This is a genomic window from Ruegeria sp. CK1 (genome assembly GCF_056536545.1).
This window is the reverse complement of sequence record NZ_JBQFPX010000009.1, coordinates 82,756-107,403: the sequence shown is the minus strand read 5'-3', so window position 1 is coordinate 107,403 and position 24,648 is coordinate 82,756. Positions and strand designations below refer to the sequence as shown.

Sequence of the window (24,648 nt, the reverse complement as noted above, 5' to 3'; positions counted from 1 at the left end):
CGTCATTTGGCGGGGTCTTTTCGTCTGAACGTCTGAATGCGCTTATCCATTACGCGACGTTCGCCATCAAAATTGATCCGCATCAAGGCAATCTGCCGCCCTTTCTGAACTAATTGGTTCAGAACTGATAAGGAGCCTGCAAATGCTGAACAAATCTCTTGCCGTATTGATGATGATGGTCGCAGTTTCGCTGACTGCATGTGAAAAGAGTAACGATACATATCCTGTCTCTGGCGAACAGTGTGGTCCCGAGGACCCTGTAAAAACCTTGGACGCTGCAGATTGTAACATCCTGCCTGCGGGTGTCTGAAACTTCGGGTTTTCTGAAAGAGTTTAGAAGGGTTCGGTTGCAGCGGCAGACCCTGCTGCCGACCCTAAATTGAGACGTTGGTTAAGTGCGTGCTATCTTGGTCGCCTAGGAAACGTATTTTTAGGAACAGACAATGCGTCACGTCTTATTCGTTCTATTGGTTTCACCCCCTGCGTTCGCTGATCCGACTTTGGAATGTTCAGACGCAAGTTCACAGGTCGAAATCGGATCATGTGTTGGAGAGATGGAAGACAGGGTCAACATGGCCTTGGAAGAAAGTTATGGCTTTGCCTTGCAGGCCGCCAAAGAGTTGGACGACGTAACCGGACGCGTTGCAGCCCAACCCGCATTGGAGGCGTCGCAAAACGCGTGGGCCGGATATCGGGATGCACAGTGCGATGCTGTGGGCGCATCATACGGTGGTGGATCAGGAACTGGCATTGCGATCACGGCCTGTCGAGTCGATTTGGGTCGCGCGCGTGTGGACGAACTGCTGCGCTACGCAAATTAAGCGTTACGAATTCTTTTGATCTTTGCGCGCGATCCTATATAGAGGCGCATCCCAAGCCAGAATCTCTGAGATAAGCCAATGTCGCCAACAGCGCCGATCACGCAAGACGTCATGACCATCCCCCGCAAGATGCCCGAGGGGAAGATTAACCTTGTCGGCCTGACGCGGGACCAGTTGCGCGAGGTGCTGATCGAAAACGGCACGCCGGAAAAGCAGGCCAAGATGCGGACCGGGCAGATTTGGCAGTGGATCTATCAATGGGGCGTGCGCGACTTTGCTGAGATGACGAATCTCGCGAAAGCTTATCGCGCGCAATTGGCTGAGAGTTTCGTTATCGAAACCCCCGAAGTTGTGACGCGCCAAGTGTCCGAAGATGGCACTCGTAAATATCTGTGCCGCATCGCGGGCGGGCATGAGGTCGAGGTGGTTTACATCCCCGAAGAGGATCGCGGCACTCTGTGTATTTCATCCCAAGTGGGGTGCACACTGACTTGTTCCTTCTGTCATACCGGCACGCAGAAACTGGTGCGTAACCTGACTGCGGCGGAAATCGTTGGCCAGGTGATGATGGCCCGCGACGATCTTGAGGAATGGCCAGTCCCCGGTGCGCCCAAGGATGAGACCCGCCTGTTATCGAACATCGTTCTGATGGGTATGGGCGAGCCGCTTTACAATTTCGAAAACGTTCGAGACGCGATGAAGATCGCAATGGACCCCGAAGGGATTTCCCTTTCTCGCCGCCGCATCACCCTGTCGACGTCGGGGGTTGTGCCCGAGATTGCGCGTACCGCTGAAGAGATTGGCTGTTTGCTGGCGATTTCTTTCCATGCGACCACGGATGAGACCCGCGATGTTCTTGTTCCGATCAACAAGCGTTGGAACATCGATGAACTGCTGCAGGCGCTGGCAAGCTATCCCAACGCGTCGAATTCCGAGCGGATCACCTTTGAATACGTGATGCTGGATGGCGTCAATGACAGCGACGAAGATGCCCACCGCCTGATCGACCATATCAAGCGCCATAACATTCCGGCGAAAATCAACCTTATTCCGTTCAACGAGTGGCCGGGTGCCCCTTACAAGCGCAGCTCGAACAACCGTATCCGAGCCTTCGCCAATATCATCTATCAGGCAGGGTATGCCTCACCCATTCGGAAGACACGAGGCGAGGACATCATGGCGGCTTGCGGTCAGTTGAAATCGGCCACCGAACGTGCCCGTAAATCCCGTAAACAGATTGAAGCCGAGGCTGGCCTGCAAAGCTAACCCCAGTCGATTGTGTTGCTGTTGGCGACAATAATTTAGCACTGCCGCCGCTGTTCTTCGAATGCAAAGTTTGTTATATTTGCATGGTCAGGGCCTGACCTGCGCCTCACTCTTGCGCACAATGCGGCGAAAACCGCGATCTGGCTGTGGCGTGTTTGTTCAGTGCCGCTACCTTTTTCAGACAGCATGTGCGGCGTTCAGGCGAACCTTTGTTGATTCAGGTGGGCCATATTGATGTGTTTATGTTTAATAAGACGATTGCTGATTTCTCTGTCAGTTTTGTTGCTTATGGGGATGATCGGCTTCGGCGCAGTAGCGCAATCCGCCGGTGAAGACGCGCATATCGCCATCGAAAATCCGGCTGATTTGTCCAACGAAGAGGCACTGCAAATTTACAAGTCACTTCAGCGACGCATGGCGCGGGGTTATGGTGCGGCGCAGTTGGACCTTTTGACGAACTACCAAAACTGGCCGCTGTTCAATCACGCGCCATATATCTCAGCCACGCATGGACAGCGTTTTGTGAACAGCTACGCCAATCGCATGGCGCATAACTATGGCACGATGCAAGAGGGCGAAAAACTACCCGTTGGCTCGGTTCTGGCCAAGGACAGCGTGACCGTTACGGATGAGGGCAACATTCATCCCGGTGCCTTGTTCGTGATGGAGAAATTGCCCGAGGGCAGCAGCCCGGAGACGGCGGACTGGCGTTATATCATGGTGCTGCCGGACGGCTCGCTTTTTGGCGACACGACGGGGTTTCGTGCGTCGGCAGTTGCCTATTGCCATGATTGCCATGAGGCGGTCGCGGACCGGGATTACACCTTTTTCGTGCCCGAAGAGTTTATCGCCGGAAACTGATCACTTGCGCTGGAAACGCGCGGCTCCGATCACCTCGATCAAGGATTGGCGTACCGGTTCCGGTTGCGTGTCGACCGCATTCAACACCTCGCGCAGCTCAGCGCGCAACCCGTGCATCTGATCGATCAGAGAGATCATCATCGAAAGAGCGTCTGGCTCCATCTCGTACTGGTCATGCAACTCGCATGCCAATTCGAGACGCGCAACATCGAGGCTGTGGTAAACAAGGCCCATTTCAGTCTGTTCCGGTATTACGATTTCGGCGGCCAGATATTCCGTCAACCGGGTCGAGGTCAGGCGAGTGACGGTTGCGATCAGTTGTTCTTCGGTCAAGGTTCGGGTGGTCATGACGGCATTCCTTTGCGCGGATCATAGCTATGGCTCTCGCGCCATGTCTCCATGAATTGCTTCAACTCGTCGTCAATCTGGTCTGGCATCGTCACGGTCAATTCGATTAGTTGATCACCACGTTCGGATGAGCCGCGTTTCTTTACACCTTTGCCCCGCAGGCGCAGGGTTTTACCGCTGCTGGTCCCCGCCGGAACGCTGACATTTACGCGGCCGTCGATGGTGGGGGCGGGTACCTTGCCGCCTAAAATGGCCTCATCAATCGTGATCGGCAGGGTGATGTGAATGTCGTCGCCTTGGCGACCGAAAACGGGGTGCTTAACAACTGAGATTGTGACCAATGCATCGCCCGGAGGACCTTCGCCAAAACCAGGATCGCCCTTGCCACGCAGACGAATGGTCTGGCCGTCGGTGATACCCGCCGGAATTTTGACTTCGATCCGGTCACCATCGGGCAGGGTTAGTTTCTGGCTGGCGCCGAATACCGCGTCCAGAAAACTGATCTGAAGATTGTACGCGCGATTGTGCCCCGGTGCGTGAAACTCATGCGTGCGCTGACCGTACCCGCCACGGCCCCGCATGAATTCGGCAAAGATATCTGACATATCGTCCGGGTCCGCCGCCCGCCCGCGATAGGGGTTTCCGGCAGCTTCGGAATATTCGCGGTAATATTGCTGTTGTGGGCGTTCCTGACCCGAGGCGTCAATCTCTCCCCGATCGTACTGCCCCCGCTTTTCCGGGTCTTTCAGCAGGTCATAAGCGGCGGCTGCGGCTTTGAACTTTGCCTCGGCGTCTTCGTCGCCGGGTTTCAGGTCGGGATGGCATTCCTTGGCTATGCGCCGATAGGCCTTTTTGATTTCGGCATCGCTGGCATCTTTGGTTAGGTCAAGGGCGGAATAGGGGTCGTCGCTCATCTCACCTCTCGCGGATCGGGCTGAACATGATGGGTTTTATCATGCGTTTTCAATGGGCCAAAAGGAAGAGGCTTTTGAAATGGCTCGCAAAACCCGGCAAATCTGTTAACATCTGCATGTTTTCAAGCGATTGCGGACGGAGACCCCTATGACGCGCAGACTCAAGTCCATTCTGGCACTGCTAGCCGGGAATGCCATCGGATTGCTGCTGGCCGCGATATTGCTGCCGGAATTCGCGATCCGGCCGATATCGTTCATCGTTGTGGTGATCGTCTTTACGCTGGTGCAGTGGGTCGCCGAACCATTGATCCTGAAACTGGGCGAGAAGAGAGCACCTGCAATAAAAGGTGGTATCGCTTTGATCGTGACGTTCGTGGGCCTATTGGTGACCGACTTAGTAACCAATGGCCTGACTGTGGGCGGTATCGCAAACCTGCTTGCCGCAACGTTGCTGGTCTGGCTAGGCGCGTTGATTGGCAGCATCGTCTTGCCAATCTACGTCTTTCCAGAGCTGCGCGAACCAAAGAAATAGTTACAGCGCGTTCAGGCTGTTTTCCATTGCCTGCCACAGCTCTTCTGTCGGCTCGCATCCAACCGAAAGTCGGATAAAGGCGGGGTCGACATCATCCCCCCAACGGGCGCGGCGTTCGGCTGAACTATGGACACCACCAAAGGATGTGGCAGGGCGCAGCATTGGGCAGGCGTTGATGAAGGTTTCAGCTTTGTCTTCGCTTTCCAGCGTAATCGAAAGCAGGAACCCGAACCGTGTGGTCTGTGCCTTGGCCAACTGGTAAGAGGGATCACCGGGCAGCCCAGGGTAGCGGATGCGTTTCACCGCAGAGTGTTCAGTCAACCGTTCGGCTAGAACCTGCGCCGAGGCGCACATGCGATCAAAGCGCACGTCCAGAGTTTCAAGCCCGCGATGCAGCAGCCATGCCTCATGTGGCCCAGGGATCGCGCCCGATACTCTTCGCCATTCTTCTACCCGCTCCATGATTTGCGAGTTGCGACTGGCGACATGGCCCATCAATAGGTCGGAATGCCCACCCATGGCCTTGGTGTCCGAGGCAACCACGACATCAATCCCCATATCCAACGGGCGCTGACCCAGAGGTGTCATGGTCGTGTTGTCAGCAATCGTTATGCCGCCCGCCGTACGCACGGCAGCGGCGATGGCGGGAAGGTCCATCATGTCCAGCCCGGGGTTCGATGGGCTTTCCAAAAAAACGACGTTGAATTCGTCAAATCCACCTTCGGCAAAGGTGGTTGTGGGGCGTTGGGTGACCAATACTCCTAGTCCGGACAGAAATCGGTCAGCCAGCAACCGCGTGACGTAATATCCATCCGATGGGATCAGCAGGCGCGACCCGGTCTTCAAGGTTGCAAACAGAGCCGCCGAAATTGCCGCCATGCCGGACGGAAAGGCCAGGCAAGGCGCGTCTTCCAAATGGGTCAGAACATGTTCCAGATGCTGCCAGGTCGGGTTGTCGACGCGACCGTAGGTGGGAAAGCCATCCGGCGCGCCGGGTAGGTGATACATGCTGCTTTGCGTTAGCGGCAGCGCCACCGGGTCACCCGCTTTCAGCGCATTTCCACGCAAGTGCAGCATCTCTCCGATCTTGGGGGGCATGGCTCAGCGTCCCGGAATTTCGTCGCGGGCAGCGGCAGGTTCCCAGTTCTCGATAATGTCGACCGCTTCTTGCGCGGTGTCGACAAAGCGAAACAGGTCGAGGTCTTCATCGGATATCGTGCCTGCGTCGGCCAGAGCCTCCCAATTGATGACCTTTTCCCAGAATTCGCGACCGAACAGCAGGAAAGGCACACGCTCCATCCGACCGGTCTGGATCAGCGTTAGGGATTCGAACAGCTCATCCATCGTGCCAAAGCCGCCGGGGAAGATAGTGATGGCGCGGGCGCGCATAAGGAAATGCATCTTGCGGATGGCGAAATAGTGGAAGTTGAAGCTGAGGTCCGGCGTCACATACTCGTTCGGCGCCTGTTCATGCGGCAGCACGATGTTCAACCCGATCGAGCAACCGCCCGCGTCCTGAGCGCCGCGGTTGCCTGCCTCCATCACGCCGGGGCCGCCGCCGGTGACGATGACGTTTTCGCGGCAGCCGGTTTCATTGGATTTCTCAGTCATCAGCCGGGCAAATTCGCGCGCCTCGTCGTAATATTCGGACAGGTTGGCCAGTGTCTGTGTCCGTGCGGTGTGTTTCTGCGACGGTGCGGGAATGCGCGCACCACCGAACATGACGATGGTCGAGGTGATCTCTCGCTCGGTCATGATCATCTCGGGTTTCAGCAACTCTAGCTGCAGGCGCACAGGGCGCAGCTCATCCCGGCACAGGAAATCGTCATCGGCAAAGGCAAGGCGATACGCGGGTGAGCGTGTCTGCGGCGTATCCGGCACCTCGCTTGCAGTCGAGCGGTCGGTCTGTGCGTCGCGAAAGGGGCTGAGGCGGTCTTCTCTCATGGGTGATCTATCCCTGCTTGCGTGTTCGTAAAACAGCTATAGGGTTCGCGGGCAGAGCGCCAGTCACGGAAGATCAAGAATGAATTGGAAGAGTGAAATTTCGGCAGCCGCCGACCGGATCGCCGGATATGCACAGGTTACGCCGATTATGGAGAGTCAGGCCCTGGGGCTGGGCTATCCAGTCGAAATGAAACTTGAGCACCTTCAACACACAGGCAGTTTCAAAGCGCGTGGAGCGTTTAATACGTTGCTGAGTTTGGATGTACCAGAAGCGGGCGTTGTGGCAGCATCGGGGGGCAATCATGGTGCTGCGGCAGCGTATGCAGCGCGGTCATTGGGCCACCCCGCGAAAATCTTTGTGCCTGAAATTGCGGGGCCGTCCAAGATTGCTCTGATCGAACAGACTGGTGCAGATCTGAGTGTTGTTTCGGGTGAATATGCCAACGCTCTGACCGCTGCCAAGGCTCATGAAGAAACGACCGGAGCGATGCAGATTCACGCCTATGATGCGCCCGCCACTGTGGCTGGGCAGGGCACCTGCTTTGCCGAGTGGGAAGCACAGGGCCTACAGGCCGATACCGTTCTTGTCGCGGTGGGTGGAGGCGGCCTGATCTCGGGCGCGTTGGCTTGGTTGCAGGGCGCGCGCAAGGTAGTGGCGGTCGAGCCCGAGACTTCTTGCGCTTTGCATGCGGCCCTTCAAGCCGGCGAGCCGGTTGACGTGTCCGTTTCGGGTATCGCTGCAAATGCGCTGGGTGCACGGCGCATCGGTTCGATTTGTTTTGGTTTGGCGCAGGATATGACCTCAGTTCTGGTGACGGATGTCGCCATTGCTGAGGCGCAGCAGGTCTTGTGGCGGGCGCATCGAATTCTGGTTGAACCGGCAGGTGCGACAGCCTTGGCCGCGCTGACTTCAGGGGTTTACCGGCCAGCGCCGGGAGAGCGCGTGGCGGTACTGGTTTGCGGTGGGAATATCTCGCCTGACCCGTTGAACATCTGATTCCGGCACAATCAGACGCAAACTGCGTGTCTCGCGTCGCATTGCGGCCATTCCTTAGCTTGCGTATAGGCAACACCAACGTGAACAGATTCTGCAGGGAGCCGCAAATGTCCAACGCGCAACTGGAAGCCGCCATCGAAGCCGCCTGGGAGGCGCGCGACACCATCACCCCCGCCACCACTGGTGAAACTCGTGAAGCGATTGAAGACACTCTAAACGCGCTGGACAGCGGTTCGCTGCGTGTTGCTGAAAAGCTGGACAGCGGCGACTGGCATGTGAACCAGTGGGCCAAGAAAGCTGTTCTGCTGGGTTTCCGCATCAAGGATATGGAAATCCAGACCGGTGGCCCGCAGGAAGGCGGCTGGTGGGACAAGGTGGACAGCAAGTTCGCCGGATGGGGTGAGAACCAGTGGCGCGCCGCCGGTTTCCGCGCGGTTCCCAACTGTGTTGTTCGCAAGTCGGCCTATGTCGCGCCGGGTGTGGTGCTGATGCCGTCCTTTGTAAACCTCGGCGCTTATGTCGACGAAGGCACCATGGTCGATACGTGGGCAACCGTCGGTTCCTGCGCGCAGATCGGTAAGAACGTGCACCTATCTGGCGGCGTTGGTATTGGCGGCGTACTAGAGCCAATGCAGGCAGGCCCGACCATCATTGAAGACAATTGCTTTATAGGTGCGCGTTCTGAGGTTGTCGAAGGCTGCATCGTTCGCGAAGGCTCAGTTCTGGGTATGGGCGTGTTTATCGGCAAATCGACCAAGATCGTCGACCGTGAAACCGGTGAGGTCATGTATGGCGAAGTGCCGCCCTACTCGGTGGTCGTTGCCGGTTCGATGCCGTCCAAGAACAATGTCAGCCTCTATTGCGCGGTTATCGTGAAGCGGGTCGACGAAAAGACTCGTTCGAAAACCGGGATCAACGAACTTCTGCGCGACTAAGCCAGTTAAAACCACACAAATGGGTTGTAGCGCACGGCGCTGCAGCCCATTTTTTTCGCGCGCTCACCCTTTAATCGGATAGCGGTCGGGTTCTTCAAAAACATCAATGACCCTGGTCCCGGCCTTGATCGTCCCGCCATGTTCGACGCCGGACGGGATCGAATAGCTGTCGCCAGGGCTATAGGTTTTGGTCTCATCACCGATGGTCAGTTCAACCTCGCCCGCGATCACCGTGCCCCATTGCGCCTTGTGCGAATGCAGGGGCAGTTCGAAATCTTTTAGAAACGTAAAGAACGCAACCAGACCTGCATCTGACCGGATCACCGCAGTCTGCACAACGTCCTCAGGGAACGGAAGGTCAAGGCTTGGGAAGTCCGTAATGAAATCTGGGTACGCCATGGAAATGTCCTTTGCGGTTTGAAACAGGATTTTCCGACACTATGGACGCACAAGGTGTGTCCCGCAATTCCCGGCTGCTTGACCGTTGACTGGCGCACCGTTATGGCCACCTGCATGGAAAAGCAAAAGAAACCCTCTCGTCAGCAAGTTTATACCCTGCTTGTGCAGATCGGTCGTAAGGAAGGCGACGGTCTGCCCGAAGGTGCAACCGGAGCGGCGCTGATGTGTTTCGCCAGCGGTGTGGACGAGGCTGAGGCCGTGCGCGAAACGGTGGCGATACTAAAACAGGCCGACACCGCGCCATTGGACGTGACTGGCTATGGCACTGTGGCCGAGCGTGAAGCGCAAGGCCATGATATCGACCCGGATGAACGCGCACTGATGCAGCGGGCGTTAGAAGAGAATGCGGTTATCGTTGCGCAGATGACGCCGTTTTTCGGCGATGAGGAACAGGCCTAGTTCCGCACTCCAAACCATTTGCGGTAAATCTCGTCATACGTGCCGTCTTCGCGCAGCGAAAGCAGTGCTTGATTGACGTCCTCAACCAAAGGTGACCCGGTAGGGAAGGCAATCCCGTAATTCTCGCGCAGGAAAATGCCGCCGGTAACCGTGGCAATACGGCGCCCTTCGTGCGAGGCATAGTAGGACAGGATCGGTGCGTCAAAGACCACGGCGTCCAGGTCTTTGTTTTCGAATGCGGTCAGCATTTCCTCTAGCCCCGGGTAGCCGGTGAATTCAATCTCTCGCCGATTCAAAAAGCTTGCAGCCGTAGAATCCGAGATTGTTCCAACGTGCTTGCCATACAGGTCATTGACTGAATTCACGTTACCACTGATCGCATCCACCGTCATGACCGAGGTGATCCGAGCCGTAAAGACCGAGACAATGAACAGCGACGAGACCACCAAAACCACGCCCAGCAGGCGACCAAACGGTGTGCGGGGCATCCGTTCTTCGAACCCGCCATTTACCACCAGATTCAGCGCCCACCAGAACGATGGGAACCACGCGTCGTTCAATTTGCGATCGAAATAGGGCTGCGAGCGGCGCTCAAATCCCCACATCAGCATGCCGCCACCCAGCAGAATAGCAAAAGCCAGGCCAATAGCGATAAACAGTTCTCGTGATAGCAGCGCTTGCAGTAAAGAAGGGCGGCGCGCGGCGTCAGAGGGGATCATGATCTGCAAGCCAGCCTCAAAGATCGGTTGGCTGAAATCCATCTGCGTCTCGCGCGCGGCAGTGATGGAAATATTGGCGATGGCGAGATCGGCAGAGCCGTCTTGCACAGCGCCCAGCATGTCACCGAAGCCTTCGACACGGTTGACTGAATATTCCCAGTCCAGCGATTGGGCGAGCGCGGCCAGAAGGTCCATGGAAAACCCGGCCTGTTCCCCGTCTTCGACATAGGAAAACGGAGGGCGGGTCACCGTAGTGACATTCAGTGTCTGCGCTTGGCTTTGCTGAACGAAAACCGTGAACGTCAGGCAGAACAATGCGAAAAGGGCGCGTGTCATCGTCAATTTACCTGTTTCGCGCGGCTCTAACGCGAATTTGCGCGGCGCGGCAAGATGGTCGCGGGGTAAAGGCGTGCATTTTATTGGGGTGTCAGGTCGATACGAACAAAAAAAGGGCATGCATTTGGGTGCACAGGGGTTGGCAATCAGTCCAATTCGTTGAATCTGTGCGTTAACCAGCACGCGAATGAACCAAAGAGGCCCTATGATGACGGATCCGGTAGAGTTGACGGCAGACCTAATCCGTTGCCCATCGGTCACACCTGAGGAAGGCGGCGCGCTTGTGTTGCTCGAACAACGCATGACTGATGCGGGGTTCGAGTGTACCCGAGTCGACCGCCAAGGCATCAGCAATCTGTTCGCGCGTTGGGGTAAGAAAAGTCACGCACGCACGTTTGGGTTCAACGGCCACACGGACGTGGTGCCGGTCGGAGATGAAGCCGCATGGACGATGCCGCCCTTCGGTGCGGAAATCCGTGACGGTGTTATGTACGGGCGTGGAACAACCGATATGAAATCCGGCGTGGCAGCCTTTGCCGCGGCAGCAGTAGATTTCGTACAAGACACGCCCCCCGATGGGGCAGTCATTCTGGCGATCACGGGCGATGAAGAGGGCGATGCCCTGGACGGAACCACGGCGCTGCTGGACTACATGGCTGAGGCAGATGAAAAGATGACAGTCTGTCTGGTGGGGGAACCGACGTGCCCCAATACGATGGGCGAGATGATGAAGATCGGGCGGCGCGGCTCGATGACCGCGTGGTTCACGGTGACAGGCGTACAGGGGCATTCGGCCTATCCCCATCGGGCTCAAAACCCGCTGCCCGCGATTGCGCGGCTGATGCACGATCTGGCCAGCCACGAGCTGGATCAGGGTTCGGACCATTTCGATGCCTCAACTTTGGCGGTGGTGAATATCGATACTGGCAACACGGCAACCAATGTGATCCCGGCGCAATGCCGCGGTGCAGTGAATATCCGGTTCAACGATTTGCATTCTGGTGCAAGTCTTAGTGAGTGGCTGCGGACCGAAGCTGCAGCGGTGGCCGAGGATTATGATGTCGAAGTGGATGTGAAGATCAAAATCTCGGGCGAAAGCTTCCTCACCCCTCCCGGCCCTCTGTCCGATCTGGTGGCGCAAGCGGTCGAGGCTGAAACCGGCATTCGCCCTGAGATGTCGACAACAGGCGGTACATCGGACGCCCGCTTTGTCAAAAACCATTGCCCCGTTGTAGAGTTCGGACTTGTTGGTCGTACCATGCATCAGGTCGATGAATGTGTTGAGGTCGCGCAGATTCACCAGCTAAAGGCGATCTATACACGCGTGTTGCGGGACTATTTCGCCTGATCGATGCAGCGCACTTTGGTCATCATGGTCAAGGAACCGCGCCCAGGTCGGGTGAAAACGCGGCTGGGGCGGGATATTGGCTTGGTCGGAGCGGCATGGTGGTTTCGACATCAAACCCGTTCTCTGATCCGGCGTTTGCGTGATCCGCGTTGGCAAATCGTACTGGCGGTAGCCCCTGATAGGGAAGGTTTGACAAGCCGCATCTGGCCCGCTGACTTGCCTCGCATAGCGCAGGGGCGAGGAGATCTTGGCGACCGAATGGGGCGGATGCTGCGGGGTATGCCAGACGGGCCGGTCTGTCTGATTGGTGCGGATATCCCGGGAATAACGCGCAAGCACATCGCACACGCCTTCAAGGCGCTGGGCCAGTCCCAGATGGTTTTCGGACCTGCCCCGGATGGTGGCTACTGGCTGGTCGGCGCGCAACGCTATGGCGCGTTGGCACCCAACCTGTTCCACGACGTGCGCTGGTCTACCGAACACGCGCTGGCCGATACGCTCGCTTCGGTTCCGGGCACGCGTATCGCCTTTCTGGATAAGTTGCGCGATGTCGACACGGTGGCTGATCTGAAGGCTTGATCTTTTTTAGTCATGACGCGGTCGCATCCCCGTGCTAGGCCAAAACCATGACTCGCATCCCCACCAAGCAGGAGGTCCTGGACTGGATCTCGGCGAACCCCACCCTGACCTCGAAACGCGACATCGCCAAGGCATTTGGCATCAAGGGCGCGGACCGGATTGATCTGAAGCGTATCCTCAAGGAACTTGAGGCCGAAGGGCATCTGGAAAAGCGCAAGCGCAGCTATCGCGACCCAGATCGCCTGCCGCCGGTCAGCGTGCTGCAGGTAAAAGCCCCAAACGAGGATGGCGACCTGTTTGCGCGACCGCTGGAGTGGCATGGCGAGGGGGTTGAACCCATTGTCCTGATCGTGGCACGCGCTAGCGATCCGGCACTGGGCGAAGGTGACCGCATTCTGGCGCGCCTGACGGTGGTGCACGAAGAGGACCATAATTACGAAGCCCGTCTCATCCGCCGTATTGGGACGAACCCGCGCAAGATCGTCGGCATTTTCCGCAAGGGTGCCGAGGGTGGGCGGATTGTGCCCATCGACAAGACGGGTCAGACGGAATGGCTGGTCCATGACGGGGCCGTTCTGGGTGCCAAGGACGGTGAGTTGGTCGAGGCTGAACAGGCCGGACCCAAAAATCGCATGGGCCTTCCACGTGCGCGGATCGTGGAGCGGCTGGGCGATCCGTCTGCGCCTAAAGCGGTCTCTCTGATCGCTATCCATCAGCACGGCATTCCGGATGATTTCCCCGACAAGGTGATCGCCGAGGCCGACAAAGCCAAGCCGGTCGGCCTGAAAGGCCGTGAAGACCTGCGCGACATGCCTTTGCTGACCATTGATCCTTCGGATGCGCGGGATCATGACGACGCCTGCTACGCTCACGCTGACGATGATCCCAAAAACCCCGGCGGGCACGTGATTTGGGTCGCCATCGCTGATGTCGCGGCTTATGTGCAGCCCGGCACCGCTTTGGATCGCGAGGCGCGCAAGCGGGGCAATTCCAGCTATTTCCCCGACCGCGTGGTGCCGATGCTGCCGGATCGTTTGTCGGGTGATTTGTGTTCGTTGCACGAGGGCGTTCCGCGCGCCTGTATTGCCGTACGGATGCAGATCGACGCCGATGGCAACAAGATCGGTCACCGCTTTGTGCGCGGCTTGATGCGCTCGGCTGCGTCTTTGCATTACGCCGAAGTGCAAGAGGCCATCGACGGTGATCCCAACGACCGCACCGGTCCATTGTTGGAGCCGGTTCTGAAACCGCTCTACGCCGCCTACACGGCTTTGAAAAAGGCACGGGCCACGCGGCAACCTTTGGAACTGGACCTGCCGGAACGCAAGATTGTCCTCAGCGATAAGGGTGAAGTTGAAAGCGTGGCCTTTCGCGAGCGTTTGGATGCGCACAAACTGATCGAGGAATTCATGATCCTCGCCAACGTCGCCGCCGCCGAAACTCTGATCGCAAAACGCCGCCCCCTGCTGTTCCGCGTGCACGAAGAACCCGCGCCCGAAAAACTGGAAAGCCTGCGGGAAACAGCGCAAGCAGCGGGTTTGAACTTGGCTAAAGGGCAGGTGCTGCAAACCCGGCACTTGAACGCGTTGCTGAACGCTGCCGCCGGAACCGAGGATGCCGAATTGATTAACCTGACGACTTTGCGGTCGATGGCTCAGGCGTACTACAATCCCGAGAATTTCGGCCATTTCGGGCTGGCACTGCGGAACTATGCGCATTTCACCTCTCCCATCCGCCGCTACGCCGACCTGATCGTGCATCGCGCGCTGATCTCGGCCCATGGATGGGGCAAGGACGGATTGACCGAGGATGAAATCGCTCGGTTAGAGGAAACTGCGACCCATATCTCGGACACCGAGAGGCGTTCGATGATGGCCGAGCGCGATACGACGGACAGATATCTGGCCGCTTACCTTAGTGAACGCGTGGGCAACGAGTTCACTGGACGTATAAGCGGAATTGCTCGGTTTGGAGCGTTCGTGAAAATGGACGAGACAGGTGCCGATGGTCTGGTGCCCGTGCGATCGCTGGGGCGAGAGTTTTTCCATTTCGACCGCGAGGCTGGGACATTGATGGGTTCGGATACCGGGCTCATCATTGCAATCGGCCAGCGCGTTACCGTGCGGCTTACCGAAGCGACACCTGTTACTGGCGGGCTAGAGTTGGAACTGCTGTCCATCGACGATCAGGCTCTACCACGCGGACGTGGACCGAAAGGACGGCCAACTCGTCGCAAAGCGGTCAGCACCAAGCGCAAGAAGGACAAGATAAAACGCAAGGTCGAGCGTAAACGCCGTCAAAGGTGATACGTCAGCGCCCTCGCTATAAGCCAGCCGTGGCGTTCGGGGTCGATTTGCTCAGGGCGGTCAAAAAGAATTGCCCTGTTTCCATCCAGGCGATCTTCGCCCGGAAAGGTCGACGTGAAATCACGCATCAACCGGCTTTGGCAATGCACGAACAATGCAAAAGACGCTGACTTATGCGTGCCAAGCCGAATGGTTGAGCCCTTGGGGGCCAGATACGCAGGCTGACCCCAGCGTAGTGCTTCTTGCAGAGGTTGAGCGCTCGGTATGGATTCAGCTGTTTCAAAAATCAGGTCGCGCAGAATCAGCGTACCGTCGCGGGCAGCCTTTGGGAGTGCGTCAAAGGTGATTTCGATTTTGCGATCGTCAAAGGGCCTCATTTCAGCAGCTTATCCCGATTGCCCGGACGTGTCAGGCGCATTAATTTGAATGCTTTGTGAACAAGGTATTTTGCGCTATCCTAAAGACGAGCAGTAATCAGGAATTTCGGAATGCGTAAATGCACAAGTGGCATCATAGCCGCTGCATTATGGGCATCCATTGTGCAGGCGGAATCCCTCAACACGGCGGATGGGTCCGGGACCTTTCAGCTGGCCTCGGCCGATATCGCGGTATCCCTCCGACCGGTCGTGCGGCCTTCAGCCAAGGAGTATCGGGTGTCGACTGAAGGAAATGCGCGGTTTCAGGCGTGGCTGGGAGCGTTCCGTGAGCGCGCTATGGAGCAGGGCATATCCAACACGACGCTGGACAGGGCGCTGACGGGCTTAACTTACAATAAGAAGATCATTGAACGAGATCGCAATCAGGCCGAATTTGCCAAGCCGATTTGGGAGTATCTGGATTCCGCCGTATCGGACACGCGCATTTCGAACGGGCGGGCCGGGCTTGAACGGCATCACGCGACCCTGGCACGGATCGAGGCGCAATATGGCGTAGAAAAAGAGGTCGTGACGGCAATCTGGGGGCTTGAGACCTCGTTCGGAACATTCCGTGGCAGCGATCACACCATCCGGTCTCTGGCAACACTGGCTTTTGACGCGCGACGTGCGCAGTTTTTTGAAACACAATTGATTGCGGCGCTACAGATCATTCAGGCCGGAGACGTCAGCCCCGATCACATGGTAGGCAGCTGGGCCGGAGCGATGGGGCATACGCAGTTCATGCCGACCTCGTATCTGGATCATGCGGTGGATTTCGACGGGGACGGGCGCCGCGACATTTGGGCCGAAGACCCGACGGACGCGCTGGCCTCAGCCGCAGCCTATTTGGCGCGGCACGGTTGGACAAAGGGGCAACCTTGGGGTGTCGAAGTCCGCTTGCCCGAGGGGTTCGATTTTGCCAACGCCAAGCGCGACTACACCCTGTTGCCCTCGGACTGGGCGGCACGCGGGGTAATTGGGCGCGATGGTCGACCAGTTCCGGATCACGGACAGGCTGCTATTTTGTTGCCAGCCGGCGGGCAAGGTGTCGCGCTGATGGTCTTTGACAACTTCGGCGTGATCGAGAAATACAACGGCGCAGACGCCTATGTGATTGGTATCGGCCACTTGTCCGACCGATTGGCAGGACGCGCTCCGTTTCAGTCCGAGTGGCCGCGCACGGATCGCGTTCTGAGCTTCACCGAGAAAAAGGAACTGCAAACCCGACTGACAGAGGCTGGGTTCGATACCCAGGGCATCGACGGTCGGACCGGGCCGAACACGACCAACGCAGTAAGGGCTTATCAACTGGCGCAAGGATTGCTGCCGGACGGCTATGCCAGTTTGAAGCTTCTGGAGAGGTTGAGGTGAAACCCACAGCGACCAAGAGGAATTGAGTTCATTCAGATGGCTTAATCGGAATCGTATGGCCGTTGCAGCCAAACTAATGTGACTTCCTGCCACTGCTATTGTTCACGAACTCATCGATCACAAGTGTGCTTCAAATCGAAGAGGCCGCCCCATGATCGACGACGAACCACAGCCAGTGCAATTTTACGACACACGTAACATCTGGACGTTGGACCCAACATCCACTGACAAAGAAATTTGCGAAGTCTTTGCCTCGGCCGTCGCCAAACTTGTGCATTTGCTGGACGAAAACGAACCGCTAATGTCTCGGGACGTTTACGCGCGGCTTTTTGCTTCACTGTTAGAGTTGTCCAGAGTGTTGGGAGAATACGAAGATAACTGGAGCCGGGGTTATTTAAATCCAGGTTGAAAATAACCCCATTCAGTTATGCCGATGTAGATCGGGCATGGCGGCGACTCCAACGACAAGGGCGGCTAGTGCAAGCCGCCCGTTTTTTGTTTTTGCTGGTTATTTACGATGCCGACTTCATCAGACCCTGCGCAATGATCTCAGCCTGTGCCTCGTCCAGCGACTTGTGAATCCGCACAAACATCTCGTCGATCTCCGCCGGTGTCAGGATCAGAGGGGGTGAGATGATCATCCGGTCGCCCACGTGACGCATGATCAGATTGTTGGCAAAGCAGCGGTCGCGGCAGATGTAGCCGACGGTGCCAGGTTCGGACGCGAACTTGGCACGGCTGGCTTTGTCTGGGGTCAGCGCGATTGAGGCCATCATGCCGACGATTTTTGCTTCGCCTACCAGCGGGTGATCGGCCAGTGCTTCCCATTTCTGTTTTAGATAAGGTGCGGCCACGTCGCGGACGTGATCGACGATGCCTTCTTCTTCAAGGATGCGCAGGTTTTCAAGCGCTACGGCAGCAGCGACAGGGTGGCCGGAATAGGTGTAACCGTGGTTGAACTCGGTGCCGCCAATAACCTCGGCAATCTCATCGTTTACGATCGAGCCGCCGATGGGCGCGTAGCCTGAGCTGAGACCCTTGGCAATGGTCATGATGTGCGGCTTGATGCCAACAGTTTCCGAGCCGAACCAGTTGCCGGTACGGCCGAAGCCGCAGATCACTTCATCGGCAATCAGAAGGATGTCGTATTTATCACAGATACGCTGAACCTCGGGCCAATAGGTGTCTGGTGCAACGATGACGCCGCCTGCGCCCTGTACAGGTTCGGCGATGAAGGCAGCGACGCGGTCTTCGCCCAGCTCCAGAATGGCTTCTTCCAGCTCACGCGCGCGGGCCAGGCCGAACTCTTCAGGTGACATGTCGCCGCCCTCAGCCCACCAGTTTGGCTGATTGATATGGTGGATGTTTGGAATCGGTATGCCGCCTTGCGCGTGCATTCCGGCCATACCGCCTAGCGAAGCCGACCCTACGGACGATCCATGATAGGCGTTCTTCCGGCTGATTATGATGTTCTTGTCAGGGTGGCCCTTCTCGGCCCAATAGGTGCGCACCAAACGAATGTTGGTGTCGTTGGCCTCGGACCCGCCGGCAGCGAAGAAGACGTGGTTCAAGTCGCCCGGGGCCAGTTCTGCAATCTTCGCCGCCAGTGCAATGGCGGGTACGTGAGTGGTCTTGAAGAACGTATTGTAATAGGGCAGTTCGCGCATCTGACGGGCGGCAACTTCGGCCAGTTCGTCGCGGCCATAGCCGATATTCACGCACCACAGGCCGGCCATTGCGTCCAGGATCTCTTCACCTTCGCTGTCGGTAAGATAGACACCTTTGGCACGAGTGATGACGCGCGCGCCTTCCTTGCCCAGCGAACCATTGGCTGAGAAAGGGTGGATGTGGTGGGCGGCATCCAGCGCCTGCAATTCGGCGGTGGGCATGTGATTGGTGATGGTGGACATCCGGAAATCTCCTGCAAGAGCGTTTGGCCTACACAATATGATCAAATTTATTCCTGTCAATCGAATCGACGGAATCTAGCTCGTGATCAACGCGTCTGCCATCAATTCCATGCCTTGCTCGATGTCTTGCGCGGTTGCCTTTGCCGTTGCTTTTGCATCGCGCGCACGCAGGGCCGCAATAATATCTTTGTGTCGATCAGGCAGGCTTTGCGTGCCGAATCGCCCACATACAACACGAAGCGATGGTCCGAATCTAAGCCAAAGACGTTCGGCCAAATCATGCAGAATCGGAGCGTCCGCATGGGAATAGAGTGTCTCGTGAAAGGTATGGTTCAAATGCAGATAACCACTGACATCGCCATCGGCGATAGTGCGGTCCAGTCGCTGATCAATACGCTCTAGATGGTCGATTTCAGCGCTGCTGAGATTGGTGGCTGCGCGTTTAGAAAGCTCTGATTCTATTGATATTCTGGCAAAAATCATCTGTTCGACATCATCTGCTGACAGCAAAGGCACACTGACCCTGCGGTTGCCCTGAAAAACCAAGGCACCATCCGAGATCAAGCGGCGGATTGCCTCGCGGACAGGGGTCATGCCAACGCCAAGCGAATCAGTCAGACCCTGGATGGTAACAGGTTGTCCGGGCACCAGTTCACCGAACATGATCTGTGACTTGAGGGTTTGATATACCTGTTCGTGTGCAGGCCGTTTTTCGACCTCGGAATTCGTTTCGGATGCCTTATTTTTGATCAAATCCAATTGGTTTGCCCTATTTCCGATGATGATGACTTGTCAGGTTATTAACCTCGTGAAACCATACGTGGGATCGAGGGAAAACGCAAAACTTGATCAAATCTAAAAAAACGGGAAAATACCCGTACACATGCAGGGAGAATAAAATGACACTCAAAACGCTGACAATGACAGCGATCGTCGCGCTGGGGACTTCGGCGGCATTTGCCGAAGAGGTGCGTGTATACAACTGGTCCGATTATATCGATGAGGACCTTCTGAAGAAATTCGAAGAAGAAACTGGCCTGACGCTGATCTACGATGTGTTCGACAGCAACGAGGTTCTGGAAACCAAGATGCTTGCCGGTGGCTCGGGCTATGATGTGGTGGTGCCGTCCGGTACTTTCCTTCAGCGCCAGATTCAGGCTGGTGCGTTTCAGGAGCTGGACACGTCCAAGCTGTCCAATGCAGGCAACCTCTGGGACGTCATTCAAGAACGTACCGCTGGGTATGATCCGAACAACGCCTATTCGATTAACTACATGTGGGGCACCACGGGTATCGGCGTAAACGTTGACAAGGTCAAAGAAGCCTTGGGCGATGACGTAGCCCTGAACAGCATGGACTTGGTTTTGAAACCAGAGAACATGGAGAAATTGGCTGCGTGCGGTGTGCATTTCCTGGATGCGCCGGCCGAAATGATACCCATGACTTTGCAGTACATCGGAGAGGACCCTGACAGTCATGATCCGGATGTCATCAAAAAAGCCGAAGAAGTTCTGGTTGGCGTTCGCCCGCATATCCAGAAGTTTCACAGTTCAGAGTATATCAATGCTTTGGCAAACGGCGACATTTGCGTCGCAGTCGGCTGGTCGGGTGACATTTTGCAAGCGAGGGATCGTGCGGCGGAAGCCGACAATGGCGTGAACATCGAATACCACCCCTTCGCCGAAGGATCACTGATGTGGTTCGATCAAATGGCAATTCCAGTAGACGCTCCGAACCCGGAAGGTGCGCATAAGTTCTTGGACTTCATTCTGGACGCCAACAACATGGCCGCTGCATCGAACTATGTCTATTATGCCAACGGCAACAAGTCGTCACAGGAGTTCCTTGCGGAAGACGTGATCGGTGATCCGGCAATCTATCCGGATGATGCAACCATGCAAAACCTCTACATCACCACGCCCTATCCGGCGAAAACACAGCGGGTTGTCACTCGTATGTGGACCAAAATCAAATCGGGTACCTGATCTGATTAACTTGTACAGGGCGGCCTTGACCGCCCTGTTCCATTTCGCAGATAGATGTACGGGGGCCGTTTTGAACTCTGACGTTTTTGCGCCGTGGGATGACCCGCAGGCGAAACCTTTGATCCAGTTCCGGAATGTCACCAAACGCTTTGGTGAGTTCACGGCTATCGACAACCTGTCTTTGGACATTTTTGAGCGCGAGTTCTTTGCTTTGCTGGGGCCTTCGGGTTGCGGCAAAACCACAATGATGCGGATGCTGGCAGGGTTTGAGACGCCTACTGAGGGTCACATCATGTTGGGCGGTCAGGATATCGATCCGATCCCGCCGAACAAGCGGGCGGTCAATATGATGTTTCAGTCCTACGCGCTGTTTCCTCACCTTAGTATCTGGGACAACATCGCCTTCGGTCTGCGTCGGGACAACATGCCCAAGAGCGACCTTGAAAATCGCGTCGAAGAGATGCTGCGCCTGACGCGGCTGGAGCAGTTTGCTCGTCGCAAACCTCATCAAATATCGGGCGGTCAACGTCAGCGGGTGGCGCTGGCACGGTCTTTGGCCAAGGCGCCCAAGCTGTTGCTGTTGGACGAACCGTTGGGAGCGCTCGACAAGAAATTGCGGCAGGATACCCAGTTTGAATTGATGGATATTCAAGAAAAGACCGGTACCACTTTTGTCATCGTTACCCACGATCAGGAAGAAGCTATGACCGTTGCCAGCCGCGTGGCAGTAATGGATCAGGGCAAGCTGATGCAGGTCGCCACACCGGACAAGATTTATGAGAACCCAAATTCGGTCTACGTGGCGGACTTTATCGGTGATGTGAACATCATCGAAGGCCGGGCCTCGGCGAACGGGGAAGAAACCTATCAAGTAGACTGGGCCGAGGGGCAGGCACCTTTGACCGCGACATCTGCAAACGGGTTTTCGCAGGGACAGGCGTGTCATCTTGCAATTCGGCCCGAGAAAGTGACGATCTCTGCGGAGCGTCCGGCGGATGCGATCAACGCGGTTCAAGGCAAAGTGCACGACATCGCGTATCTGGGTAATCTGTCTACCTATTACGTCGAACTGCCGAACGGCACGATCATCAAGGCGCAGACGGCCAACACGCGCCGAATCTCGCGCCGTTCATATACTTGGGAAGACCCGGTTTGGCTGTCTTGGACGGCCACAGCTGCGGTTTTGTTGGCGAACTGATGCGCCGCGCGTTCCTTATTGCAGTCCCATATGTCTGGCTGTTGGCACTGTTTCTGGTGCCGTTCTTCATCGTATTGAAGATTTCGCTGTCGGACACTGATCTTGCGATTCCGCCCTATACCCCCACGCTTGACGTGTCGCAGGGCTGGGTGGGGATCAAAGAGTTCTTTAGCCAGTTGGATTTTGAGAACTTCGTCTGGTTGACCGAGGATGACCTTTATTGGAAGGCTTACCTGTCCAGCGTCAAGATTGCAGTGATCTCGACTTTTCTGACGTTGCTGGTGGGGTATCCGATCGCCTATGGCATGGCACGCGCGCCCGTCGAATGGCGACCGACGTTGATGATGCTGGTGATCCTGCCCTTCTGGACCTCGTTTCTGATCCGGGTCTATGCATGGATGGGGATACTGTCCAACGAAGGGTATTTGAACCAGATTTTGCTGTGGACGGGTATAATCTCGACGCCGCTGACTATTCTGAATACCAATACAGCGGTCTATATCGGTATCGTCTATACCTATCTGCCTTTCATGATCCTGCCGATTTACTCGTCACTGGAGCGGATGGACGAATCCCTGATCGAGGCCGCAGAGGACCTGGGCTGTTCACGCATGCATGCCTTCTGGCTGGTAACGGTCCCGCTGTCGCGCCCGGGCATCATCGCAGGCTGTTTCTTGGTCATGATCCCGGTAATCGGTGAGTTTGTGATCCCCTCACTGCTGGGCGGCTCGGGAACGCTGATGATTGGTAAAGTGCTTTGGGAAGAGTTCTTCTCGAACCGCGATTGGCCGGTGGCCAGTGCCGTGGCCGTGGTCTTGCTGTTGATCCTTGTTGTGCCCATCGTTCTGTTCCAGCGCAACCAACAGAAACAGGCGGAGGCTGAGCAATGAGCAGGCTAAGCTGGTTCAACGCTGTGTCGCTAACACTGGGGTTCGCGTTCCTTTATATCCCGATGATCATCCTGATCATCTTCAGCTTCAACGAAAGTAAGCTAGTCACTGTTTGGGCAGGGTTCTCGACCAAATGGTATGGTGAGCTTTTCCAGAATCAGCAGCTTCTGGATGCGGCTTGGGTAACTGTGCGCGTTGCCGTTTTCTCGTCAACAATCGCAACTGTTCTGGGCACGGCTGCGGCCTATGTGCTGGTGCGGGGTGGGCGTTTCTTTGGTCGTACCCTTTTCTCTGGCATGATCTATGCGCCGCTGGTCATGCCCGAAGTCATCACAGGCCTGTCGCTGTTGTTGCTATTTATCGGTATCGGATTGGATAGAGGCATCCTGACCATCGTTCTGGCCCATACGACCTTTTCGATGTGCTTCGTTTCGGTTGTGGTCTCCTCGCGCCTTGTGACCTTTGATCAGTCGCTGGAAGAGGCCGCGCTGGATCTCGGATGCTCTCCGATGCAGGCGTTTCGTTTGGTAACTCTGCCGATTATTGCGCCTGCGGTGATTTCGGGTTGGTTGTTGGCCTTCACCCTGTCGCTGGATGATCTGGTGATCGCCTCGTTTACCTCGGGCCCGTCAGCGACGACTTTGCCGATGCGGATATTCTCCGCCGTTCGACTGGGTGTCAGTCCTGAGATTAACGCGCTGTCCACGATCATGATCGCGATTGTGACAGTGGGTGTCATCACCGCCTCGTTGGTTACCAAGCGCGCGATGGTTCGGCAAAGACAAGATGAAATGGCCGCTGCGCGTACCGAATGAAACGGCTGTTCCCAGATTACACCTATGGGGCCGGCCCACGAACCAATTGTTGGTGGGATGAGACAATCGCCAGCCCGGATTGGCCTGTCCTGCAGGGTGACCTGAGCGTTGACGTTGCGATAATTGGCGGTGGGTTTACTGGGGTTTCCGCGGCTCTGCATCTGGCTGAGTCCGGCGCGTCGGTTGCCGTGCTTGAAGCAGAGACACCTGGTTGGGGCGCTTCGGGACGCAATGGTGGGTTTTGCTGCTTGGGCGGTTCAAAGCTGAGCCATGGCGCGATGGAACGCCAGTTTGGCGAGGCCGCTGCGCGCGATTTTGTGCGCGCCGAGGGAGAAGCGGTTCAGCTGGTTTCTGATCTGCTACGCTCTCACAACATTGATGCCGACGTGCATTCACAAGGTGAGACCCAGCTGGCTCATACGGTCCGCGCGATGGAGAAACTGCGTCGTGAGGCCGAAGCACCTGGCACCTTGCACGAACCCGACGACTTGCCGTCGCTTGGTTTCGGCGGCGGCTTTCATGGCGGGTATACTAACCCGGTTGGGTTTGCCCTGAACCCTAGGAAATACCTGTTCGGAATTGCTCAAGCAGCCCAAATTCAGGGCGCGAAATTGTTTCAGAAAAGCACCGTCGAACACATTGGGAAAACCCGGACAGGCTTTGACCTAAAGGTGCGTTCAGGCAGGATCACTGCCGCGAACGTGCTGATCTGCACCAACGGCTATTCCAGCGAGGACCTGCCGCCCTGGATGTCGGGGCGGTACATGCCCGCCCAGTCCACGGTTCTGGTGACTCGCCCTCTGTCCGATTCCGAGATGCAGGCGCAAGGCTGGACGACCGATCAGATGGCCTATGATACCCGCAACCTGCTGCACTATTTCCGACTGATGCCTGACAAGCGGTTTCTGTTCGGCACGCGCGGAGGGTTGCGGTCGTCGCCACGGGCCGAAGCTGCCATTCGACAGAAGGCCGTGCGGGATTTCAGGCAGATGTTTCCGCACTGGTCCGAGGTTGAGATCACCCACATGTGGTCGGGCATGGTCTGTCTTGCACGGAGTCTGACTCCGTATGCCGGGCCGGTCGTAGATCAACCTGGTATGTTCGCTGGGTTTGCCTATCACGGAAACGGCGTGGCGATGGGCACTTATTGCGGGCGCGCCCTGGCCCGTATTGTATTGGGGCAAGAGACCGAGCTTCCAGCTCCGATTGCGCGTCCCCCTGGGCGATTTCCCCTTGGACAATGGCGGCGCGCATTGATGCCACCTGCTTATGCAGTCATGGCGCTTTTGGACATGTGAA

27 protein-coding genes are annotated in these 24,648 nt (G+C 56.7%); 18 read left to right on the top strand and 9 right to left on the bottom strand.

The genetic code is table 11. The annotated features are described in order from the left end of the window. The first annotated feature begins 142 nt into the window (after window positions 1-142). The 4 genes from ACR0L3_RS17840 to ACR0L3_RS17825 all read left to right on the top strand — a co-directional run bounded on the left by ACR0L3_RS17840 (window position 143) and on the right by ACR0L3_RS17825 (window position 2,948). On the top strand, window positions 143-310 hold the full coding sequence (locus tag ACR0L3_RS17840) for a hypothetical protein (protein ID WP_480747113.1): 168 nt from the start codon (window positions 143-145) through the stop codon (window positions 308-310). A gap of 133 nt (window positions 311-443) precedes the next feature. Then, the gene (locus ACR0L3_RS17835; protein WP_480747112.1) at window positions 444-821 is read left to right on the top strand and encodes a lysozyme inhibitor LprI family protein; all 378 of its coding nucleotides are present in this window, start codon (window positions 444-446) and stop codon (window positions 819-821) included. 78 nt (window positions 822-899) lie between these two features. Beyond that, complete coding sequence (gene rlmN / locus ACR0L3_RS17830) at window positions 900-2,087, top strand: dual-specificity RNA methyltransferase RlmN (protein WP_480747111.1); 1,188 nt, start codon at window positions 900-902, stop codon at window positions 2,085-2,087. Window positions 2,088-2,345: 258 nt separating this feature from the next. Beyond that, window positions 2,346-2,948: a cytochrome P460 family protein gene (locus ACR0L3_RS17825; RefSeq protein ID WP_480747110.1), complete on the top strand. Its 603-nt coding sequence runs from the start codon at window positions 2,346-2,348 to the stop codon at window positions 2,946-2,948. On the opposite strand, the gene ACR0L3_RS17820 is transcribed toward ACR0L3_RS17825, so the two are convergent. Beyond that, complete coding sequence (locus ACR0L3_RS17820; RefSeq protein ID WP_480747109.1) at window positions 2,949-3,296, bottom strand: hypothetical protein; 348 nt, start codon at window positions 3,294-3,296, stop codon at window positions 2,949-2,951. Continuing rightward, window positions 3,293-4,210: a DnaJ C-terminal domain-containing protein gene (locus ACR0L3_RS17815; RefSeq protein ID WP_480747108.1), complete on the bottom strand. Its 918-nt coding sequence runs from the start codon at window positions 4,208-4,210 to the stop codon at window positions 3,293-3,295. The genes ACR0L3_RS17820 and ACR0L3_RS17815 overlap by 4 nt, the downstream gene beginning before the upstream one ends. 148 nt (window positions 4,211-4,358) lie before the next feature. Here ACR0L3_RS17815 and ACR0L3_RS17810 point away from each other — a divergent pair, with 148 nt between their 5' ends. Next, complete coding sequence (locus ACR0L3_RS17810; protein ID WP_480747107.1) at window positions 4,359-4,742, top strand: hypothetical protein; 384 nt, start codon at window positions 4,359-4,361, stop codon at window positions 4,740-4,742. Here ACR0L3_RS17810 and ACR0L3_RS17805 read toward each other — a convergent pair whose 3' ends face one another. Then, window positions 4,743-5,840 (bottom strand): cystathionine gamma-lyase, encoded by a 1,098-nt coding sequence (locus ACR0L3_RS17805; protein ID WP_480747105.1) that lies wholly within the window; start codon window positions 5,838-5,840, stop codon window positions 4,743-4,745. It abuts the gene before it with no gap. A 3-nt stretch (window positions 5,841-5,843) separates the two neighbouring features. Beyond that, the gene (locus ACR0L3_RS17800; RefSeq protein ID WP_480747104.1) at window positions 5,844-6,686 is read right to left on the bottom strand and encodes an LOG family protein; all 843 of its coding nucleotides are present in this window, start codon (window positions 6,684-6,686) and stop codon (window positions 5,844-5,846) included. 79 nt (window positions 6,687-6,765) lie between these two features. On the opposite strand from ACR0L3_RS17800, the gene ACR0L3_RS17795 reads away from it, so the two are divergent. Together ACR0L3_RS17795 and dapD are read left to right on the top strand one after the other, a co-directional pair. After that, the gene (locus tag ACR0L3_RS17795; RefSeq protein WP_480747103.1) at window positions 6,766-7,683 is read left to right on the top strand and encodes a threonine/serine dehydratase; all 918 of its coding nucleotides are present in this window, start codon (window positions 6,766-6,768) and stop codon (window positions 7,681-7,683) included. Between the two features lie 107 nt (window positions 7,684-7,790). Beyond that, window positions 7,791-8,618 carry a 2,3,4,5-tetrahydropyridine-2,6-dicarboxylate N-succinyltransferase gene (gene dapD, locus ACR0L3_RS17790; protein WP_480747102.1) on the top strand — a complete coding sequence of 276 codons (828 nt, stop codon included), beginning with the start codon at window positions 7,791-7,793 and terminating at the stop codon, window positions 8,616-8,618. Between the two features lie 63 nt (window positions 8,619-8,681). Here dapD and ACR0L3_RS17785 read toward each other — a convergent pair whose 3' ends face one another. Continuing rightward, entirely contained in the window at window positions 8,682-9,017 is a 336-nt protein-coding gene (locus ACR0L3_RS17785) for a cupin domain-containing protein (protein WP_480747101.1), read from the bottom strand. Window positions 9,018-9,131: 114 nt separating this feature from the next. Between ACR0L3_RS17785 and ACR0L3_RS17780 the strand changes: the two genes are divergently transcribed. After that, complete coding sequence (locus tag ACR0L3_RS17780) at window positions 9,132-9,476, top strand: hypothetical protein (RefSeq protein ID WP_480747100.1); 345 nt, start codon at window positions 9,132-9,134, stop codon at window positions 9,474-9,476. On the opposite strand, the gene ACR0L3_RS17775 is transcribed toward ACR0L3_RS17780, so the two are convergent. Beyond that, window positions 9,473-10,531 (bottom strand): transporter substrate-binding domain-containing protein, encoded by a 1,059-nt coding sequence (locus ACR0L3_RS17775; protein ID WP_480747099.1) that lies wholly within the window; start codon window positions 10,529-10,531, stop codon window positions 9,473-9,475. The genes ACR0L3_RS17780 and ACR0L3_RS17775 overlap by 4 nt on opposite strands. 208 nt (window positions 10,532-10,739) lie before the next feature. Between ACR0L3_RS17775 and dapE the strand changes: the two genes are divergently transcribed. The 3 genes from dapE to rnr are packed head-to-tail and all read left to right on the top strand — an operon-like array spanning window position 10,740 to window position 14,764. Then, entirely contained in the window at window positions 10,740-11,879 is a 1,140-nt protein-coding gene (dapE, locus tag ACR0L3_RS17770) for a succinyl-diaminopimelate desuccinylase (protein ID WP_480747098.1), read from the top strand. Window positions 11,880-11,882: 3 nt separating this feature from the next. Next, the gene (locus tag ACR0L3_RS17765; RefSeq protein ID WP_480747097.1) at window positions 11,883-12,458 is read left to right on the top strand and encodes a TIGR04282 family arsenosugar biosynthesis glycosyltransferase; all 576 of its coding nucleotides are present in this window, start codon (window positions 11,883-11,885) and stop codon (window positions 12,456-12,458) included. A 47-nt stretch (window positions 12,459-12,505) separates the two neighbouring features. Continuing rightward, entirely contained in the window at window positions 12,506-14,764 is a 2,259-nt protein-coding gene (gene rnr, locus ACR0L3_RS17760; RefSeq protein WP_480747095.1) for a ribonuclease R, read from the top strand. Here rnr and ACR0L3_RS17755 read toward each other — a convergent pair. Continuing rightward, window positions 14,755-15,141 carry a DUF1801 domain-containing protein gene (locus ACR0L3_RS17755; protein WP_480747094.1) on the bottom strand — a complete coding sequence of 129 codons (387 nt, stop codon included), beginning with the start codon at window positions 15,139-15,141 and terminating at the stop codon, window positions 14,755-14,757. The genes rnr and ACR0L3_RS17755 overlap by 10 nt on opposite strands. Before the next feature lie 111 nt (window positions 15,142-15,252). Between ACR0L3_RS17755 and ACR0L3_RS17750 the strand changes: the two genes are divergently transcribed. Both ACR0L3_RS17750 and ACR0L3_RS17745 read left to right on the top strand, forming a co-directional pair. Next, window positions 15,253-16,551: a lytic murein transglycosylase gene (locus ACR0L3_RS17750; RefSeq protein WP_480747093.1), complete on the top strand. Its 1,299-nt coding sequence runs from the start codon at window positions 15,253-15,255 to the stop codon at window positions 16,549-16,551. A gap of 151 nt (window positions 16,552-16,702) precedes the next feature. Next, window positions 16,703-16,960, top strand: coding sequence for a hypothetical protein (locus ACR0L3_RS17745; RefSeq protein WP_480747092.1), 258 nt, complete (start codon window positions 16,703-16,705; stop codon window positions 16,958-16,960). Between the two features lie 103 nt (window positions 16,961-17,063). Here ACR0L3_RS17745 and ACR0L3_RS17740 read toward each other — a convergent pair whose 3' ends face one another. Together ACR0L3_RS17740 and ACR0L3_RS17735 are read right to left on the bottom strand one after the other, a co-directional pair. Beyond that, complete coding sequence (locus ACR0L3_RS17740) at window positions 17,064-18,461, bottom strand: aspartate aminotransferase family protein (protein ID WP_480747091.1); 1,398 nt, start codon at window positions 18,459-18,461, stop codon at window positions 17,064-17,066. A gap of 75 nt (window positions 18,462-18,536) precedes the next feature. After that, complete coding sequence (locus tag ACR0L3_RS17735; RefSeq protein WP_480747090.1) at window positions 18,537-19,220, bottom strand: GntR family transcriptional regulator; 684 nt, start codon at window positions 19,218-19,220, stop codon at window positions 18,537-18,539. 140 nt (window positions 19,221-19,360) lie between these two features. Between ACR0L3_RS17735 and ACR0L3_RS17730 the strand changes: the two genes are divergently transcribed. From ACR0L3_RS17730 to ACR0L3_RS17710, 5 genes are all read left to right on the top strand, one after another. Continuing rightward, window positions 19,361-20,446, top strand: coding sequence for a polyamine ABC transporter substrate-binding protein (locus ACR0L3_RS17730; protein ID WP_480747089.1), 1,086 nt, complete (start codon window positions 19,361-19,363; stop codon window positions 20,444-20,446). Window positions 20,447-20,516: 70 nt separating this feature from the next. Next, the gene (locus ACR0L3_RS17725) at window positions 20,517-21,644 is read left to right on the top strand and encodes an ABC transporter ATP-binding protein (RefSeq protein ID WP_480747088.1); all 1,128 of its coding nucleotides are present in this window, start codon (window positions 20,517-20,519) and stop codon (window positions 21,642-21,644) included. Beyond that, window positions 21,644-22,534, top strand: coding sequence for an ABC transporter permease subunit (locus ACR0L3_RS17720; protein ID WP_480747087.1), 891 nt, complete (start codon window positions 21,644-21,646; stop codon window positions 22,532-22,534). Before ACR0L3_RS17725 ends, ACR0L3_RS17720 begins: the two co-directional genes overlap by 1 nt. After that, window positions 22,531-23,349 carry an ABC transporter permease gene (locus tag ACR0L3_RS17715; protein WP_480747086.1) on the top strand — a complete coding sequence of 273 codons (819 nt, stop codon included), beginning with the start codon at window positions 22,531-22,533 and terminating at the stop codon, window positions 23,347-23,349. Before ACR0L3_RS17720 ends, ACR0L3_RS17715 begins: the two co-directional genes overlap by 4 nt. Next, complete coding sequence (locus tag ACR0L3_RS17710; RefSeq protein WP_480747084.1) at window positions 23,346-24,647, top strand: NAD(P)/FAD-dependent oxidoreductase; 1,302 nt, start codon at window positions 23,346-23,348, stop codon at window positions 24,645-24,647. The genes ACR0L3_RS17715 and ACR0L3_RS17710 overlap by 4 nt, the downstream gene beginning before the upstream one ends. Window position 24,648 lies beyond the last annotated feature (1 nt).